At 71.5% G+C, this 17,401-nt stretch carries 15 protein-coding genes; 9 read left to right on the top strand and 6 right to left on the bottom strand.

Annotation, left to right across the window (positions count from 1 at the left end; genetic code table 11):
• Position 1 precedes the first annotated feature (1 nt).
• The 4 genes from H6726_03980 (at position 2) to H6726_03995 (ending at position 2,135) form a co-directional block, all read left to right on the top strand.
• On the top strand, positions 2–355 hold the full coding sequence (locus tag H6726_03980) for a hypothetical protein (protein MCB9656786.1): 354 nt from the start codon (positions 2–4) through the stop codon (positions 353–355).
• Between the two features lie 34 nt (positions 356–389).
• Positions 390–623, top strand: a complete 234-nt coding sequence (locus H6726_03985; GenBank protein ID MCB9656787.1) for a hypothetical protein — start codon at positions 390–392, stop codon at positions 621–623.
• A gap of 71 nt (positions 624–694) precedes the next feature.
• On the top strand, positions 695–1,303 hold the full coding sequence (locus H6726_03990; protein ID MCB9656788.1) for a hypothetical protein: 609 nt from the start codon (positions 695–697) through the stop codon (positions 1,301–1,303).
• A gap of 49 nt (positions 1,304–1,352) precedes the next feature.
• A complete protein-coding gene (locus H6726_03995) occupies positions 1,353–2,135 on the top strand; it encodes a hypothetical protein (GenBank protein MCB9656789.1) in 783 nt (260 codons plus the stop codon).
• A gap of 116 nt (positions 2,136–2,251) precedes the next feature.
• Here the strand turns inward: H6726_03995 and H6726_04000 are convergent, their stop codons facing one another.
• A complete protein-coding gene (locus H6726_04000) occupies positions 2,252–3,619 on the bottom strand; it encodes a hypothetical protein (GenBank protein MCB9656790.1) in 1,368 nt (455 codons plus the stop codon).
• A 215-nt stretch (positions 3,620–3,834) separates the two neighbouring features.
• On the opposite strand from H6726_04000, the gene H6726_04005 reads away from it, so the two are divergent.
• From H6726_04005 to H6726_04015, 3 genes are all read left to right on the top strand, one after another.
• Positions 3,835–5,991, top strand: a complete 2,157-nt coding sequence (locus tag H6726_04005; GenBank protein MCB9656791.1) for a response regulator — start codon at positions 3,835–3,837, stop codon at positions 5,989–5,991.
• 158 nt (positions 5,992–6,149) lie between these two features.
• Positions 6,150–6,989: a hypothetical protein gene (locus H6726_04010; GenBank protein ID MCB9656792.1), complete on the top strand. Its 840-nt coding sequence runs from the start codon at positions 6,150–6,152 to the stop codon at positions 6,987–6,989.
• A gap of 134 nt (positions 6,990–7,123) precedes the next feature.
• Positions 7,124–7,687, top strand: coding sequence for an OmpA family protein (locus H6726_04015; GenBank protein MCB9656793.1), 564 nt, complete (start codon positions 7,124–7,126; stop codon positions 7,685–7,687).
• Positions 7,688–8,109: 422 nt separating this feature from the next.
• Here H6726_04015 and H6726_04020 read toward each other — a convergent pair whose 3' ends face one another.
• Complete coding sequence (locus H6726_04020; GenBank protein ID MCB9656794.1) at positions 8,110–8,979, bottom strand: hypothetical protein; 870 nt, start codon at positions 8,977–8,979, stop codon at positions 8,110–8,112.
• A 22-nt stretch (positions 8,980–9,001) separates the two neighbouring features.
• Between H6726_04020 and H6726_04025 the strand changes: the two genes are divergently transcribed.
• The gene (locus H6726_04025) at positions 9,002–10,219 is read left to right on the top strand and encodes a hypothetical protein (GenBank protein ID MCB9656795.1); all 1,218 of its coding nucleotides are present in this window, start codon (positions 9,002–9,004) and stop codon (positions 10,217–10,219) included.
• A 6-nt stretch (positions 10,220–10,225) separates the two neighbouring features.
• On the opposite strand, the gene H6726_04030 is transcribed toward H6726_04025, so the two are convergent.
• Complete coding sequence (locus tag H6726_04030; protein ID MCB9656796.1) at positions 10,226–11,374, bottom strand: serine hydrolase; 1,149 nt, start codon at positions 11,372–11,374, stop codon at positions 10,226–10,228.
• 19 nt (positions 11,375–11,393) lie between these two features.
• Between H6726_04030 and H6726_04035 the strand changes: the two genes are divergently transcribed.
• Positions 11,394–12,356 (top strand): SOS response-associated peptidase, encoded by a 963-nt coding sequence (locus tag H6726_04035; GenBank protein ID MCB9656797.1) that lies wholly within the window; start codon positions 11,394–11,396, stop codon positions 12,354–12,356.
• A gap of 113 nt (positions 12,357–12,469) precedes the next feature.
• On the opposite strand, the gene H6726_04040 is transcribed toward H6726_04035, so the two are convergent.
• From H6726_04040 to H6726_04050, 3 genes are all read right to left on the bottom strand, one after another.
• Positions 12,470–13,105: a hypothetical protein gene (locus tag H6726_04040; protein MCB9656798.1), complete on the bottom strand. Its 636-nt coding sequence runs from the start codon at positions 13,103–13,105 to the stop codon at positions 12,470–12,472.
• A gap of 121 nt (positions 13,106–13,226) precedes the next feature.
• Positions 13,227–15,092, bottom strand: coding sequence for a HEAT repeat domain-containing protein (locus H6726_04045; GenBank protein ID MCB9656799.1), 1,866 nt, complete (start codon positions 15,090–15,092; stop codon positions 13,227–13,229).
• Positions 15,092–17,179 (bottom strand): hypothetical protein, encoded by a 2,088-nt coding sequence (locus tag H6726_04050; protein ID MCB9656800.1) that lies wholly within the window; start codon positions 17,177–17,179, stop codon positions 15,092–15,094. Before H6726_04050 ends, H6726_04045 begins: the two co-directional genes overlap by 1 nt.
• Between the last annotated feature and the right edge of the window lie 222 nt (positions 17,180–17,401).

Below are 17,401 nucleotides of genomic sequence, written 5' to 3' on the forward strand. Positions count from 1 at the left end.
CATGACCCCGACCCAGCTGCTGACCGCCGCGCGGCGCCTCCTGGACGAGCCCAGCGTCGAGACCGAAGGCGTGTGGGCACGCACCTGCGCGGTGCTCACGCGTCAGGCGCTCGAGCAGGCCGTGGCCGTGAAGCTGAGCCAGCACGTCGGTAGCCTCGAGCGCGTGAACTTCCGCGCGCAGCTGCTGTGCGTGCACGGTGTCACGAGCGACGAGCAAGTAGCGGCCAAGGCCTACTACGTGTGGGCCGCGCTCAGCCGCGCCCTGCACCACGGCGGCTACGAGCTGCCCCCGACCGCCCCCGCGCTGCGCGGCTGGCTCGAGGTGGTCGAAGAGGTCGTCGCGGCGCTCGCGTAGACCGACCGCGCGGATCACAGATGAGCCGTGACCCATGATCCGTACCCTGCTAGCCTCCGGCAAGAGAGAGGTGGTCATGCCCAGCACCAAGGAATCGAAGCGCGAGTCGACGCCGCAGGTCACGCGAGAGGCGTTTGCGCTCGACGCAGCGCGCTACGTACGCGCTGCTGACGCGGGTCCCATCAGGGTAGTCGACGCACAGGGAGAGACGCGCATGGTCCTGAGCACGCTCTGCGTCGCAGACGACGACCCGCCGTCACGCTGGTGACCCAGCCAGACGTCGAGAGGGAGCTCGGGCGGTGGATCGTCCGGATGTCTGGGTGCTCGTTCGCGGCGAGCATGGCCAAGCCGGTAGCGTCTACCAGCGCGCAGGAGAGCCGAATCGCAGTGGCCCGGATGGAGCAGCCGCTGACGAGTGCTACGCCGCATGAACTCTCTGAGTTCTTCGTGGGCGCCGCGCACGAGGGACGCGCGGCGGTGGCGGTCTTCCCAAAGCTTGGATGCGAGGCAGAGGTCGTGGCGTTGCTCCGAACACTCGCCCAGGGTGGCGAACGCTGGTCCGTGTCTGAGCATGTCTCTGACTCCAACGATGGAATACTGGTCTCCGTGCGCTGGCGCACGGACCATGGCGATTGGTCCTCGACGATGGGGCTAGCTCCGCTGCCCGCAATGCCCGTCACGCGCCGCGCACCCTTCGTCGCGCTCGCAGCGTGGCCGGGGGCCCCGGGCAAGAGGAGAGGCAGCAAGGGGTCCGTCGGCTTCATCGACATGCCATCGGGGCTCGATCCCGCAGCGCACAAGGCCGCGCTCCAGCGGAGCATGAAGGAAACCGAAGACCGCCTCGGCATCCACCCTGACAAGGGGCCTTGGCGCGATGTCGCCTTCTGCCTGCATGAGTCGAGCCGCGCCGCGCTCGACTCCGCCACGAACAGATCGTTGAACCCATAGCGAGGGATCGGTCTCCCTCGGCGCTCCCACCCAGACCGTCGCGCTCTGCATGTCCAACCTACGCGAACCACGCGGCCTCCTGCCCCTCGACGATGATCGCTGGAGCGCTCTGACGCACGCATACGGACCCGCGTCCGATGTCCCGGACACGCTCCGCGCCATCGAGGCCAACGTGTCGCCCACGTACTCGCCGAGCCTCGCGGAGATGAGGCGCAACCCAACGCCGTGGGAGCGCATCTATCCGCTCGTACATCAGCGCACCGTGTATTCGGCCGCGTACGCAGCAGTGCCGCACCTCGTGCGGATCGGCGGGGCCCTGCCCGAGCTCCGCGAGCAGGTCTTCACCGTCCTGGGCGACTGCTTTGCGCCGGACACTGGAGTGCCCTGTCCAGCAGACCTCCAGGTAGGTTGGGAGTGGGCGCGAGAAGAGGCCCGCCGGTGGTTGCCGCCAAGCGGTCTCACGGGGTACCCCATGTCCTTTGCGCTCCGCGGTTTCCTCGCCCTGCGCCACGCGACGGGCGTCGTCTATCGCATCGACCAGATCGGGTCGGGGGAGGTCGAAGGCCTGTGCCCGCATTGCGGCGAGTACGCATTGTTCGAGCTGGAAGCGGTCGCGTGTCCCCCTGTTTGCTACGGGACCCCGCCCCTGGATTGGCCCATCGAGGAGACGACCACGGTGGCGAGAGACATCGCGGCATGGGCGGGCGACACCTACCTGACGGAGTGCATCGCGGCGCTGAGCGCGCCGAGGGCGTGTGCGGCGTGCGGTCAGTCGTTCACCCCCGAGGAGGCCGCCGAGGCCGAAGCGCGAACTCGGGCCCCGTTGCCCTGAGACGACCATGTCCGCTTCGCCCCCACCGCACGTCCGTGCCACAGGCCGGTGCGCCCTCGTCAGTCTCGGCGCGTGAGCAACCTGCGGCGAACGGGGGCACGTACCAACCCTAGTCGTCACCGACAGCGGAGCACCCGCACCGTCGCCTGCGCGCCGCTCCGCGGGCCGTCCAGCCCATACACCACCGCCACGCCATCCGCGCCGCGTGCCTCGAGCACTCGGTCGCCCACCACCACCGGGCTCCCCACGGCCCGGCCCGCCAAGTCGCGCCACACCAGCGCGTACGCCCCGCCCGACTGGCGCTCGACGTGTGGCGTGGTGGTGCCCGGGGGGAGCGCCTCGTCCGCGCCCAGCTCACGCGCCCGCTCCATCGTTCCGTCCGTGGCCAGCGTGGCCACCCGCGCCGGGCGGCGTCCCTCCGCGCCGAACACCACGCGCAGCGCGTCGCCCTCGAAGCGCAGGTCCGTGACGGCCGTCGCGGGGAGCACACCGCGCACCGTGACACCCGTGCCGCCAGCCACGTAGAGCCGACGACGGCGCCCGGCGGAGACGTCCGCCTCCCCCAGCGCTGCCCAACGCGCCCCGTCCACCGCGAGGCCGAGCGCCACGGCGTCGGGAGCCTCTTCTTCACCGAACTCGAACGTGGCCAGGGTCTCCACGGTGAACGCGCCACCCTCCCCGAGCACGTAGCGCTCCACCGTCATGGGCCGATAGGTGTGCGAGCGCAGCAGCGTCAGCGCGCGCCCCTCGACGCGCACGTGGTGCCCCACGATCCACTCGCCCACGCGGTGCGAGAACGGCTCGCCCACGGCCGTGCCCTGCGCGTCGAACGCGAGCAGCTCCAGGCACTTGATGGACCCCGGCGCGCAGATCGGGTGCGTGGCCAGCACGTGGCCGTCGCCCACACGGTACACACCGAACAAGTCGCGCGCGCCTGGCATGGGCACGAGCGTGGCCGCCCCGCGCGGCGCGCCCATGGCGTCGAGCGACACCACGTTCACGTGCTCCGCGTCCACGGTCCATGCCGCAAGCCCGCCCGCTGCATCCAGCGTCGCCACCATCTTGGGGCGCCGGTCAGCGGTCTCGCCCAGCACCGCGGGCTCACCCAGCGCGCACTGCGCGCTCGCGAGGTCGGGCGCGGTGGGTGCGTGGGGTGCGCCAACCGGCGCTGCAGGGGCGGCCGGCGGATCGACGAGCGGTGGCGACTCCGGCGGGGGCGGGGGCACGTACCCCGGCACGGGCTCGGGTGGACGCGGCGTAGGTGTGGCCTCTGCCGTGGCGCCCTCGCGTGTGTCGGGCGCCCCGGAAGAGCACGCGAGCAAGACCCCCGCGAGCACCGTGGTCAACCACGAGCGGGCCCGCGGCATGCGGACTCGCACGTAGCGGGCACTGACGCGTGCGGGCTCCTCGAGCACGCACCGCCGCAGCGAACGAGCCTGCGCGCCGAGACGACGAGCCGCCGAGAGATCATCGCGGGTCCTCATGACGACGAGGGTGCCCAACTCCGCGCGCGTCGCCGACCCCTAAAACGCTCGAGCACTTGGCCGCCATGCAGCGAGGTCCAGCGCGGTGAGCGTCACGGGCACCACCCCCATCCACGCGACGCACCCGAGCTGATTCCGCCAACACTGCGCGCTTCCGATCTCGCTCCTCGCCCCCTCTTGTTCGGCGCAACGCACGCGCGCATCCTGAAGAGGCTGTGGAGCCCAACGAGCACGCCGAGTCGCCCCGAGCGCGGGTTCCGTCGCGCGTCTGGGTCACGCTCACGGTGGCGACCTTGGTGTTCGGTTTGGGCGACGTGGTACTGCGGCCGTACCAAACCTTGGTGCATCTATGGGCCAACACAGGCTGGACGCTGATCAGCCTGCTGTCCGCGTGGAAGTGCTTGGACACCGCGCGGCAGGCCAAGCGCCGCAGCCACGCGCAGGCGTTCCACTGGTTCGGCGTGGGCTCCGCCATGTGGTTCGTGGGCATGCTGGTGTGGAGCTACTTCGAGACGGCGCTCGAGGAGTTCACGCCCTTCCCGGCCGTGAGCGAGCTGGGCTTCCAAGGCTGCGTGCTGCCGTTCGTGCTGGGCTTCTACTACTTCGGCCGCGGCGAGCGAGACGTGCCCATCGGCCTCAAGCTGGTCGGCGACTACGGCGTGATCTTCGCGTCCATGATCATGTCGACCGCGGTTCTGTACTACGTGCCGGCGCGCAGCGACGCGTCGGTCTGGTACGTGGTGTGCGCGCTCGGCTACCCGGTGCTGCACTTCTCCTGCCTGTCGTTCGCCCTGGTCACGTACTGGCAGCGCGAGTGGAGCGAGAGCGGGAAGGTGCTGGCGTGGCTCATCGCCGCCATCGCGGTGCTCACGTTCGTGACCACGCTGTACGCGCACTCGCTGCTGACGCACTCGTACGAGGCGGGGCACGACCTGGACGTGCTGTGGATCGTGTCGTTCGCGTTGATCATCGCCGCGGCCTACGCCGAGGACGCGCTGCCCAGCGGGCTCGGCGCGCCGCGTCTGCGCGAAGAGTCGCCGTGGGACGCGCTGGTGCCGTCCGCCATGCTGGGGTGCGTCGTGGTGGTCACCTACGTCTATCGCGCGCAGTGGAGCCCGGAGCTTTCGCCCATCTTCCTGGGCGCGGGCGGGCTGCTGGTAGGGTCGCTCGCGGCGCGCACGCTGGGCAACCGCGCCTACGAGCGCGCGCTGCGCGAGAAGAGCCGCAACCAGGAGCGCGAGCTGATGCAGGCGCAGAAGATGCAGGCGCTGGGCACGCTGGCGGGAGGCATCGCGCACGACTTCAACAACCTGCTGAGCGGCATGCTCGGCGGCGTGGGGCTCTTGCGGCGCCTGCCGGAGCTGGGTGAGCGCGGGCAGTCCTACGTGGACCTGATGGAGCAGAGCATGCTGCGCGCGGCCGACCTGTCGAAGCGCCTGCGCCTCCTCACGCACACGACGACGGGCTCGCGCACGGCGTTCCGCCCGAAGGACCTGGCGGCGCGCGTGGCGCACTTGATCGAGCGGGGCACGTCCGGGCGGCGCACGGTGTCCGTGGAGGTGGAAGACGAAGCACAGGGCTACTTCCTGGGCGACGTCGGCCTGCTGGAGCAAGCGCTCTTGAACCTGGCGCTGAACGCCCAACACGCCACGGACGACGACGGACACATCACGCTCAGGCTGGCCCTACAGCAGCCCCCTCCCGGCAGCGGCGGTGGCGCGCGCGACCACCTGGTCCTCTCCGTGCGCGACGACGGCTGCGGCATCCCCGCCGAGATGCAGAGCCGCGTGTTCGAGCCCTTCTTCACCACGCGCTCCCCCGAGGAGGGCACCGGCCTGGGCCTCGCGATGGTGCACGCGGCGGCGACCGACCACGGGGGCTTCGTGCAGCTCGAGTCGAGCCCGGGGGAGGGGACGCTGGTGTCCATGTGGATCCCCGCCGAGCCTGCGTCCGAGAGCATGGTGCCGGCGGAGGCCCAGCGCGAGCAGCTGCCCACGGGGCACGGTCGCGTGCTGGTGGTGGACGACCGCGACGGACCGCTCCTGGCCACCAAGTCCGTGCTGCACGCGTGCGGGTACGACGTGGCCCTCGCGTGGAGCGGAGAGGCGGCGCTGAAGATGACGGCGCACGACGAGTTCGACCTGATCATCACCGACTCGGTCATGCCCACGATGGGAGGCCGCGAGCTGCTGCGGCAGCTGCGGGCGAGCGGATTTCGGGGGCCGGTCATCCTGATGTCCGGACAGCACGAGGAGGTGGAGGACGCGAGGGGCTTCGTGGCCACCTTGGAGAAGCCGGTGGCCGCGCACGTGTTGGCGCTGGCCGTGCACGACGCGCTCGACGACGGTCTGCGCGACGTGATGACGGGATGAGCGCGTGCATGGGCACAGCGAGGCGACATACGTGGAGCACAACGACACCAGCACGATGGCGCAGGGCCCGCGCCGAGCTCTTCCTGTGCGGATGCGCCCTGCTCGCGACATCGCCGGTGGGGGCGCGCGCCCAGGACGGACCGCGCGCGACGGAGCCCGTGGAGGTCCAGGCGACGTCCGAGCAGACCCCACAGGTGCCGACCGACCCCAACCCAGCGCAGCCAGCCACCACGGAGCAGCAGGAGTCGGCGCCGAGCGCGGCCAGGCCGGCCGAACCCGCGCCCGAAGCCAGTCCACAGCCAGAACCAGAACCAGCGCGCGCCTACACCTTCGGCGTCGGCCTCGACCTGTACACGCGCTTCCTGTGGCGCGGCGTGTCCTTCGGCGAGCAGTGGACCCTGCAGCCCACCGCGTCGTTCGCGGCCTATGGACTCAGCGTGGACCTGTGGGCGTCGGCCGCGCCCGACCAGTCGTCGCTGGTGGACTACGTGGGCATCACGCTGGGCTACACGTACGAGGCCTCCTTCGGGACGTTCGCGGTCACGCTGGCCGACTGGATCTTCACGCAGCGCTACACGGCGGAGGGGACCGTCGAGACAGGCGCGCCCTACCTCTTCGACTTCGACGGGAACGGCAACGGGTCGCACTGGCTCGACCTCACGCTGGCCTACACTGGCCCTTCCGCGTTCCCGCTGACCGTGGAGTTCGGCGTGGTGGTCTACAACGACCCGGACCACTCGCTGTACGCCGGGCTGCGCTACGACATCGACGTGGGCGCGGGGTTCACGCTCACCCCCGAGTTCGGCGTGGTGTTCGGGCGTAGCGCGCGCTGGTACCTCACCGACGCGGATCCGATCAACGTCACCAACTGCGCGCTCACGCTGAGCCGGACGGTCGCGCTGGGCCACGGGATCACGCTGCCGCTTTCCATCGCGCTGGTGGTGAACCCCGAGTCCGAGCGCGTGCACATCGTCGCGGGCGTGGGGGTGCACCTGTGACCCCGCGGGATGGCGCGCGCGCGGGTCGTATCCCCCACCGCAAGGGTGCACGCGGGACTCGCGCCTCGCCGCACCGGCGTGCCTCGCGCCTCGCCGTGTGTGCCCGCGCGGACGCGCGCTGGTAGCCTGGAGCCATGCGCGCACGTCTCGTCGTGGTCATGCCCGTCGCCATCGGCGCGCTCGTCGCCGTCCTCGCACGGGTCGCGACGGCGGACGAGCCCGCCCCCCGACCGACGGACGGCGCGGGCATCCCGGACACCCGCGACGCGTGCCCCGACGAACCCGTCGCGCAGCGACGCGCAGGCTGTCCCACGCGTGTCACGGTCTGCGCCGACTGCGACGTGGGGCCGCTCACCGTGCGCATCGCCTACGGGCGCACGCAGGTGCACCCACGACGGGGCGACTGGCCGGTGCTGCGCGCCGTGGCCGACGTCATGCTGGCGCACCCCGAGCTGCGCGTGCGCGTCGAGGGCCACAGCGACAGCCGGGGCACCGAGGTGCGCCAGCAGAGCATGTCGGAGCGCAGGGCCCTCGCGGTGGTCCGCTGGCTGGTGCGGGCGGGGATCACCCGGGAGCGCCTCACGCCAGTAGGCTACGGGGCCACCCGCCCCCTCGAGCCCCACGCGCGCGACGAGGCCGGGCACGCCCGCAACCGGCGCGTCGAGTTCGAGCTCGACACACCCCCGAGCGCGCCCTAGCCCGCGGCGCCCAGCCAGAGGAAGCCCGCGCCCAACCCGCAGAAGACGGGCACCAGCCGCGGCACCACGCCATCCCCGCAGGATACGCCGCAACCCAGCGCGTCCGCACCGGCTGTGCCACGATGCGCGCCTGACGACGGGGCGCGTGCCTCGCGGAGGTGAGCGTGGCGGATCTCGACGACAAAGACTTGGCAGCCATCCGCGAGATGCAGCGCGTGCGCGGGCCCAGCGTGAAGAACATGATCGTGAGCCTCGCGGTGCACGGACCCACCGTCCTCATCGCCGTGCTGGGCGTGGGCCTCGGGCTGTACGCGGGGCGCATGCGGCTGGTGGGCGGCGCCCTGGTGCTGGCGCTGGCGTGGGGCGTAGGGGCCAGCCGCTCGTGGGACGCCGCGGTTCACCGGCGACAGCAGCAGCTGTGGCTACGCGTGGCCGGCACGTGCATCGTGTTGGGTGCCGCGCTGGCCGTGACGCTCTTCTTCGCGCTCGACGTGCGCGGCCGGTTGTTCGGCTACCCGTTGTCCAACGCCACGGTGGCCACGGTGCGCCAGACCCTCGACGAGCACGCCGCCCTGATCGCGCGACGCACCGAGCGCTTCGAGCGCGTGGGCCGGCTCCGCCAACGACTGGGTCCGCGACCCGACCTCGGGCCGTGCCCCGACAGCTCGGGTGTCGCCGACGAGCTGCCCCGCTCGGCCGACGACCGCATGGAGCGCGTGTGGCAGGAGAGCCCGCACAATGTGAGTGTCATCTTCCCGAGCGGTGTGCCCGTGTTCGACGAGGTGAGCACGGACGGGCTGGTGGACGCGCTGGAAGCCCAGCTGGTCCTGGCCGCTCCCGAGCCCGTGGACGAAGCGCGGCTCGTGGACGCCGCCGCGAGGCTCAACACCCAGCCCGAGCGGCTGCGCTTCTTGGTGGTGGACGAGTACGTGCCCCCCGTGCGCCTCTCCGACGGGCACGCCACGGGCGCCGAGCTGCACGGCACCGTGTTCACGCTGGGCGTGGACGACACGCAGCCCTCGTGCGCCGCCTACGTGGACGCGCACGGGCCCCTCGGCAGCACCCTGGGCGAGTTCGCGCAGGGGGTCGCGCGCGCCGTGGACGAGGCACCCTACTTCCGTGTCGGCGAGGCGCTGGACCAGGCGCCCACGCTGGACGCGCCGCGCGTGCTGCTCGCGAGCGACATGACGATGCCGCTCCCCAACAACGGTCAGGTCTCCGTGCCCGACGGGCACGACGGGCACGGGCACGGCGAGCTCCGACGGCGCGCCCAGCGGCAAGCGCCCCGCCATCCGCGCAGGGACACCCGGCTACATGGCCCCGGAACAGCACGCGGCGCCCGAGACCGTCAACGGGCGGGCGGACGTGTACGCCCTGGGCTGCATCCTGTTCGAGCTGCTGGCGCACCGACCGCTGCACGACCCGGACACGCTGCGCGCCCGCCCACTGCAAGAGGCCTATCGCGTCGCGAATCCGTCGCCCCTCGACGCGGTGCGAGCGCGCGGCGGTGCGTTGCCGGTCACGGGCTCACTCGACGAGGCGTGCAAGCGCGCGCTCATGCTGGACCCAGCGGAGCGCACGCTCAGCGCGCGCGACCTGCACGACTGCGTGGTGGCCTACCTCGACGGTGCCGCCATCCAGCGCTGGCGCCACGACGAGGCCTCGCGGCTGAGCCAGCGCGCGGCGGCGCTGGTGCACGAGACGCAGGCCACGGCCGGGGCCGACACCTTCGAGCGTCGTCAGCAGGCGCTCACGGCGCTGGGCCGCGCCATGAGCCTGGCGCCGGCGGACGAGACCACGCGCCAGACGGTTCGCAACCTGCTCCACGAGCCGCCGCCGGCCGACGCCAAGGTGCTGCTCGCCGCGCGCATGGAGAGCTGGAAGCAGGTGCTGGCGACCGAGACCATCGGCGGGCTGGTGCTGGCCCTGTGCGCGTGGGTGGTGTGCGTGCCGCTCATGTGGTGGATGGGCATCCGCGACACGGGCTACGCCGCGCTGCTGCTGGGGCTGGGCGGCGCGACCATCGTGTGGCTGTTGGCGTTCCTCTGGCGTGAGCCTCCGCGCGCGTGGGCGCTGCTGGGCATGGGCGCGCTCTCCACGTTGGCCGTGGCGTCGTCCGGTCGCTGGCTCGGCCCCTTCGGCATCGCCCCCGCCGTGTTCGTGGCGCACATGAGCTTCTTCGCGATGGTCCCCGAGAAGCGCACGCGCTACGCGATGATGGCGATGCTCATGGCGGGCGCGCTGTTCCCGGTGGGCGAGCTGCTGATCACGGGCCAGGTCGCCAACATGCACATGGTCGACGGGACCATCGTCATCACGCCGCTCGTCACGCATCTGCCGCCGCTGGCCACGTGGGCCACGCTGCTGTTCATCAACGCGGCCGTCATGGTGGGCACCGGCGCGAGCATGCGCATCCTGTTTCTCCGCATGGAGGACGCCCAACGGACCATCCTGTGGCACCAGTGGCAGATCGAGGCGCTGATGGACGTCGAGGGCCAGAGCGACCCGTTCTCGACCCCCAGCGCGCTCTGACGCCGCTCAGGGCGCGTCGCGTATGCTGTCCACGATGGGCGCGAGGAACGCCGCATCATCCCACTCGTTCGGTGGGCGCGTGCCCCGACTGGGGATGATGCCGTCGCTCGGGTAGCGCCCGAACAGGCTCGGGTCCGCAACGGTGTCGCCCAAGTAGGGCGCGTACCAGCCGTTGCGCACGACCACCAGCTCGAGGCTCGGGATGACGTAGATGTACTGCCCGTCGTGCCCACGCGCGCTGAAGAGGTCGTCGGGCACGTCATCGCGCGTGTTCCCCGTGAGCCACCACATGTACCCGTAGCCTTCGTACGAGCGCGAAGGCGCGATCGAGTCGGCCACCCACCGTTCGCTCAAGATGCGTCGTCCACCCAGCCACCCACCGTTCAGGAACAGCTGCCCGAAGCGCGCGAAGTCGCGTGTGGGCATGTCCACGCAGCAGAAGGTCAGGGTGTCGCCCTCGACGTCGCGCCACCACGCCGCATCGGACACACCCATCGGCTCGAAGAGGTGTTCGCGGGCATACTCGTGCGCAGGCACGCCCGTGGCCACGCGGATCACGCGCGACACCAGCATCGCGTCACCACTCGAGTAGTTGAAGCGCGTCCCGGGCGCGGCGACGACGGGGTTGTCGAGCACCACGCTCAGCAGCGAGCCGCTCTGATCCAGCACGAGGTCGATCACGTCGGACGCACCCGCCTCGGCGGGGTCGTAGTCCTCGTTCCAGTCCAGGCCGGACGCCATCTCCATCACGTCACGCAGCCGCATGCCCTCCTTCTCGGTGCCCACCCACTCGGGGATGTACGTGGTGATGGGTTCGTCCAGCGAGGGGATGTCGCCGCGGTCGAGGGCGATGCCCACCAGCGCGCTCGCGAAGCTCTTGCCGACGGACCAGCTCGCCGCCCGGCTGGCGGCGTCGCGTTGATCCGCGTACCACTCGGCCACGATGGTCCCACGCCGCACGACCACGACGCCCTGGGTGTTGCGCCCCGGCGCGAACGCGTAGGCGCGTGCGCCCTCGAGCACGGCCGCGTCCATGTCCACGTCCGCGGGCGTACCCTCCGCGAACTCGAACGGGGCATCGGAAGCGCAGGAGCCCAGGAGCCCCGACAGAAGGGCGAATGTGAGGAAGGCCGCGTGGGGGCGCAGTGCGTTCATGTACGGAATGGTACGCCAGATGACACCAATAGGTCAATCAGGTAACGTCGGTCTGCCCGAGGCCCACGGCGCGAGCAAGCTCGTTCCCACGGCTCGGCTGGGCATCCGGCGCGTCATCGCCCACTCCATGCCGTGCATCGCGCGCTCGCCCGTAGAAAGGTCCGCGGCAGGGCGCTACAAGGCAGAGACCATGTGCGGGCGCTACACGCTGTCGGAGACCCCCGAGTGGTCGGACCTGGACATCGGCGTACCCGAGGAGCTGCTCGTCACGCCGCGCTACAACGCCGCGCCCGGCCGCCCGCAGCTGATCGTGACGCAGCCGCTCGCGCCCGCGCGCCACACACGCGAACCGCTCGAGCTGAGGGAACGCCCGTGGGGGGTCACGCTGGGTGGGCGCCGTGTGATCAACGCGCGGATCGAGTCGCTGGAGCGGCCCGCCTGGCGCGCGCACGTGGGGCGCTGCGTGGTGCCTTGCGACGGCTATGTGGAGTGGTCCGCGGACGACGGGGGCAAGCAGCCCGTCTGGCTGCGCGCCATGGACCCCGCCACGCGCGTGCTGTGGATGGCCGGGCTCGTGCTACCCGACGGCTTCGTCGTCATCACCACGGAGGCCTCGGGAGACGTGCGCGCCATCCACCCCCGCATGCCGGCCTTCGTCCCCCGCGCGCAGCTTGACGCGTGGCTGACGGGACCGCGCGAGGGGTCGAGCGCGCGACTGGCCCGTGCCCCCGACGGGCTGCTGTATCCCACGCGGCTCACGACGCGCATCAACGCGACGACGAACGACGATCCTCGCTGCCTGCTCCCCGCGGACGCGCGGAGCCCCTCGCCGGACGCGCCCGCGCGAGATGCTCGGGTCACGCACAACGGCGGAGACGCGCACGACGCTCCGGGTCACGAAGGCGCGCGACGGACAACGGCCGCGACCTCCCGCGGGGCGACGACCCAGCTGTCCCTGTTCGGGCCGGCTGACGAGCGCTGACGCGCCGAGCTCGCCGTCGCGCGGCCCCGTGTCGCAGGCGACGGATGCGCGCCAAGGACGCTCGACTCGACACGCTCCAGGGCACCGTCGAACGGCGCAGGGACGCGGGGCCGCTACACCTCGGGTGCAGGGCGCTCGCTCTCACGCCCCGTGCGCGCGCTCAGCCGCGCCCCACTGCGGGTCCGCTCCCCCGCCACGCGAATGCCCGAGCGCCCAGCCGCCAACAGCGCGGCCTCCACGCCGGCAGACAGCGCCACGATGTCGAGATCGTCCATCTCGGGCCAGCCTGTGACCTCCAGCACGACGTGCCCCGGCCCGTGCTGCGTGACGTCCAGCACGCCCTTGTCGACCGTCTTCGCGTAGAGCGTCCCCGCGCGGCGCACCAACGCCTCGTCGGTGGAGTTGGTCATGAGGATGCGCCAGACGGTGCGCAGCACCATGCCGAACCCGCCCACCACCACGTCGCGGACGAACGCCTCGGGGACGCGCCCGGAAGCGAGCGCCACAGCGCGCGTCACGGCGATGGCGGTGGAGGCGCGGCACCAACCCAGCAGCGTCAGGGCCTCGTACTCGTCGCGGCGTTCGGGCTCTACCAAGCCGAGGCCACGGGCGAAGACCTCGTCGCCCACCAGACGCTTCATCACGCGGCGCTGCTCGATCAGCACCGCCCCGAACACACGCGCCTCGCCCACGCTCACACGCTGACCCCCGGGCGGCGCCACGCGGCGCACCTCGTCTGTGACCCACACATTGGGGGGCAGTGTGCCCTGCTCGCGCCCGTCTGCCCAGAGGCGCGCCGGCAGCGGACGATTCGCGGGCGGTCGTCGTGGGCGCGACGAGGGCTTGGGGCGCGTGTTCAAGGGGTGACTCTCAAGGTGTGCGGGTCCCCTGCCCACGAGCTAGCGCAGCGCGCGCCTCGGCCACGCTGAGGTGACGTCCGAGCGCTTGGATGACGCTCGGGTCCGTCTCCTGCTCGAGCCACCGCGCGAGCGCGGCGCGCACCTCGGGCGAGCGCGGCGCGGCCAACCCGGCGAGGCCGATGGTGGCCATGCGCGCGCCCTCGTCCGACGTGGTCGCCAGGGTCTCGACGGCGGCCTGCGCCAAGAGCGGGTCCACGTACGGGCGCGCGCTCGCGGTGGCGTTGGTGTACGCAGCCGAGACCAGCGCGCGGCGCACGTCGCCGTGGGCCTCGTGCTGGAGCGCGTCGGTGATGACGGGCTGGATCAGGTCCCGCGGCATGTCGCGCAGCGCGTTGTAGGCGCTGCTGCGCACGACGGGCCGCGCGTCCTCGAAGCCCGCCTGGACCACGTCCAGGAGCGCCTCCGTGCCGGCGTTGCCTGCTGCGTCCAGGCCCGCCACGCGCGTCTCCACGTCGTCGCTGGTGGCGAGCTCGCGGATGTAGGCGCGCGCCTCTTCACGGACCTCGTCTGGCGCGCTGTCGCGGCCGAGACCGCCGGCCGCGCGCATCATGGTGCCGCGGGTCACGATCTCGTCCACGCTGTCGCCCGTCTGCCGAGCAGCCTCGCGCAGCGCGGCGAGCGAGGACAACGTGGGCGTCGCGTTGGTGCCCAGCGCGAGCGCCGCACGCTGCCGGTTCATCGCGCTCAGCTCGCCGTCCGTCAGCGCCCCGGCCAGAGCCTGCCGCGACTCCTCGGTGTCGGCCATGCCAAGCACCAAGAACGCCATCGACTCGAGCCGCGGGTCCAGCTCGCCCGCGCGGATGGCGTCCAGCAGGCCCGCCCCGCCGCCCGGGTGTTCGCGCACCCAGGCCAGCATGAGCTGGTAGACGTCCTCGTGCGCCGGGTTCTCGCTCGCGTTCCACAGCTCGAGCGCACGCGCGCCGAGCGCGTCGCTGTCCAGCGCCACCACGGCCGCGCGCGTCATCCCACCGATCATCTCGGGGGGCGCCACCGCGTCGGGCGCGTGATCGCTGTTCCAGCGGAAGAGGGCCACATCCATGCTGCCAGGCAAGCCCAGCGGCGCAGAGGCGTCGCTGCGCTCGAGCTCGAAGCGGACCCCGACTTCGGTCGGCCCCCCGCCGAGCTGCACGCGGTGCAGCGTACTCCCAGCCACGCGCGTCACCCAGCCGAAAGCCGCGTCGAAGCGCCCCGCGGCGTCGAAGCGTCGCTGCTGGATGGTGATGCCGCGCGCCTCGGCCTCGTGGTAGTCGCTCGAGGTGCGGGTGAAGTCCAGCGTAGTGGCGCTGAACGCATCGCGCTCGTACCGAGCGAAGAACTCGCCGTTCACGTCGCGCTGCAGCAGTTCCCAGGACGGGCTGCGGGTGTCGCCGCCCACCACCTCGAACAGGCGCACGGTGCCCTCGATCATGGAAGCCTGCGTCGCGCTGGTGGCCTCGTTGAACGCGAAGCGCTCGAAGCGACACTTGTCGTTCACGGTCATCAAGAAGGGCTCGCGGAGCTGGTCCGCGCCCTCGACGTCTTGTGTGGGTACGATCAGGCCGGCGACCTGCGCCGCGCGAGTCGGACCGCTGGGTCCCGTGAGTGTCCGCAGGTGCAGCTCGGCGGTCAGCGCGGGCCGGTCACCTTCGGCGTCGCTCGGCGTCACGACCATGCGGAACGCACGGGTCTGACCAGCCTCGAGCTCGCAGCGCAGGCGGGGCGCTTCGGGCATGGCTTCGACTTCGGGTCCTCGACGGGGGCCGACCCTGAACGCCACGAGGGCGAGCAGGGCCGTGCCAACGCACGAGAACGCGATGAGGCGTCCTCGCTTCGTCATCAGTTCAGCACCATCGTGGGCGTGGTGTTGTCGTAGAGCACGCGGCTGTCGCGCGCGGCGCCGAACTTGAAGAGCGGCACCGTGGCGATGCGGCTCCAGTTGAGGCCACACGGATAGTAGAAGATCCATGCACGGCACCAGCGGATGGTGCGCAGGTCCGCGAACAGGTAGACGCCGCCGTTGGGGCCGCGCATGTTCTGGTCCACGTGCAGGTTCAAGTTGGCCTGCGTGGAGGGGGTGTCGCCGAAGGTCGGGTCGCTCAGGGTGAAGCCGACGTTCAGGCTGCCGCTGACGGGCAGCGCGTAGTCGAACACCGTCAGGCTACCCTGCACGCCAGCGCGGAAGATGACCACGTCGACCGCGACGCTCACGCTGCCGCCGAGGTTGATGTAGGGGCGCGCGGTGGCCGCGATCTGCGCCTCGGCGTCCGCGTCAGGGAAGCGGCGGCCGCCCTCCACCGCGTCGCCGTGGGCGATGCCCAGGTTGAAGTCGAGTCCCACCTGACCCTGCACGCAGCCCTCGATCCCGAGCGGCACGGGACCGATCTGGAAGCGCGTGCTGACGCAGCGACGCTGCGTGAAGTTCCAGTCACGGCTGTAGAGGTCGGCGCTGTCGGGCACCGAGCGGTGAAACGACTGCACGCGCGTGCCGAACACGTCGAGGTACATGTCGAGGTTGCTGGCGGCCGGGTCCTGGAGGTCCACGGCAGCCGACGCCTTGGCGTCACCCACGCGGATGCGCGGGAGGCGGCTCGAGGCGAGATCGGCCGTGGCCTGTGTCCGGGTGTAGGCACCAGGTCCAGACACGAACGACTTGGACTCGAAGTTGAGCTGTACCCCGACGTCGTTGTTGCCGATCTGACGGGAGAGGGTGGCGCTCGCACCGAGCTCGGAGGCGGCCTGCGCAGGCGGCCGCGCGCGCACCCCCAGCACGGGGAAGCGCGCGCAGTTGTTCTCGTCCACCGCGGAGCCCGATGTCGTCGGGTCGCTGGCGGCCCGACCGCCCAGCTCGCCGGCCTCCTGGAACGTGGACTCGAGGCACACCTCGATCACGAACTCCTCGACGGTGCGCCAGTCGCCGGTGTCCACCAAGGTCAGGATCTCCTCCGTGGGGAACAGGTCGAACGAGTAGTCGTTGTCGGAGTTCGCGGTCAGACGGCTCCAGCGCGGGTTGGCCAGCGTGTCGCCGTTCTCGTTGTCCACCTCGACGTCCACGAAGTCGCCCGCGAAGTCACCCTCGGCCGGCGCGATGCGCACGCGCTGGATGAGCTCGCCCTCGAGCAGGTTGCGGTCGCCCACGTCACCCGTCTCCGGGTCCACCACGTCGAAGGGGTCGGCGCCGAACGCGCGACGGTCGATCTCCACGGTGATCATGGCGCGCTGCTCCTCGTCCGAGCCTGGCGCGCGCTCCCAGAACAGCGCGATGTTCCCGTCGGGCGTGACCTCTTCTTCGATGTCCGTGCCGGGCGAGGGCTCGACGCGCAGCGTGTGCAAGCAGCCGTCCGCCTCGGCGCCCTCCTCGAACGAGCTGCGGCAGGGCGGGTTCAGGCCCTCGGCCTGCGCGGCCTCGGTGAACGCGAACATGCGCTGGGCGTCCACGTCCATGCTCGGCTGCTCCTCGTCCACGTCCACGAAGACCATCAGGTCGTAGTCGACGGACGTGCGGCCTTCACGCAGGCACTCCTGCGGCAGCTCCAGGATGGGCTCGAAGGTCTGGTCCGTGCCGCCACCGACCAGCTCGTAGTGCAGCGTGGCCACCTCGCACTGCGCGAGCGCGGCGCGCTCCTCGACGGTGGGAGTGCCCTCGAAGTGCTCGATCAGGGCGACGCTGACCGCCACCTCGCGCGGCTCGGGGAGCGGCGCCTCGGACTCGGCGCGTAGCGCGAGCTGGATGGGCAACCGGTGGCCCAGGTAGACCGGCTGGGTCGTGTCGTAGGGCACCGCCAGGTGGGACACGGTGATGGCGCTGAACACGGGCAGCGCGTCGCTCGCCACGCACACCCCGTCCCGCAGCACGGTGCCATCGCCACACGTGCGGCTCGCCCCGCAGCCACTCCCGGCCGCCGCGAGCGACAAGAGTGCGCCCACCGCGCCCGCTCGCCGTCTGTTTCTGTTCCAGGTCTTCATCCTCATTTGGAGACTCCAATCACCCGCTTGCGGGCCTCACTGCTGTCACTGGCCGCACCGCGGCCTTCGAGACCACGCAAGCTAGTGGGCAATGGGCGTATCGGGACTTATGCGGCGCTTAAGCCGCGGGTCAGGTCGTCATGCAGCTGAAATGACAGGGCAATGCGCCAAGTGCGCCTCGGC

The organism is Sandaracinaceae bacterium (assembly GCA_020633055.1).
In the GTDB taxonomy this organism is placed as follows: Bacteria; Myxococcota_A; Polyangia; order Polyangiales; family Houyiibacteriaceae; genus JADJJE01.

What these genes read in the sequence shown, in the direction of transcription:
- H6726_04025 (MCB9656795.1), top strand. Translation starts at nt 9,002, where the DNA reads ATGGCCCCGGAACAGCACGCGGCGCCCGAGACCGTCAACGGGCGGGCG.
- H6726_03985 (MCB9656787.1), top strand. Translation starts at nt 390, where the DNA reads ATGATCCGTACCCTGCTAGCCTCCGGCAAGAGAGAGGTGGTCATGCCC.
- H6726_04020 (MCB9656794.1), bottom strand. Translation starts at nt 8,979, where the DNA reads ATGGCGGGGCGCTTGCCGCTGGGCGCGCCGTCGGAGCTCGCCGTGCCC.
- H6726_03990 (MCB9656788.1), top strand. Translation starts at nt 695, where the DNA reads ATGGCCAAGCCGGTAGCGTCTACCAGCGCGCAGGAGAGCCGAATCGCA.
- H6726_04035 (MCB9656797.1), top strand. Translation starts at nt 11,394, where the DNA reads ATGACACCAATAGGTCAATCAGGTAACGTCGGTCTGCCCGAGGCCCAC.
- H6726_03995 (MCB9656789.1), top strand. Translation starts at nt 1,353, where the DNA reads ATGTCCAACCTACGCGAACCACGCGGCCTCCTGCCCCTCGACGATGAT.
- H6726_04045 (MCB9656799.1), bottom strand. Translation starts at nt 15,092, where the DNA reads ATGACGAAGCGAGGACGCCTCATCGCGTTCTCGTGCGTTGGCACGGCC.
- H6726_03980 (MCB9656786.1), top strand. Translation starts at nt 2, where the DNA reads ATGACCCCGACCCAGCTGCTGACCGCCGCGCGGCGCCTCCTGGACGAG.
- H6726_04000 (MCB9656790.1), bottom strand. Translation starts at nt 3,619, where the DNA reads ATGAGGACCCGCGATGATCTCTCGGCGGCTCGTCGTCTCGGCGCGCAG.
- H6726_04015 (MCB9656793.1), top strand. Translation starts at nt 7,124, where the DNA reads ATGCGCGCACGTCTCGTCGTGGTCATGCCCGTCGCCATCGGCGCGCTC.
- H6726_04030 (MCB9656796.1), bottom strand. Translation starts at nt 11,374, where the DNA reads ATGAACGCACTGCGCCCCCACGCGGCCTTCCTCACATTCGCCCTTCTG.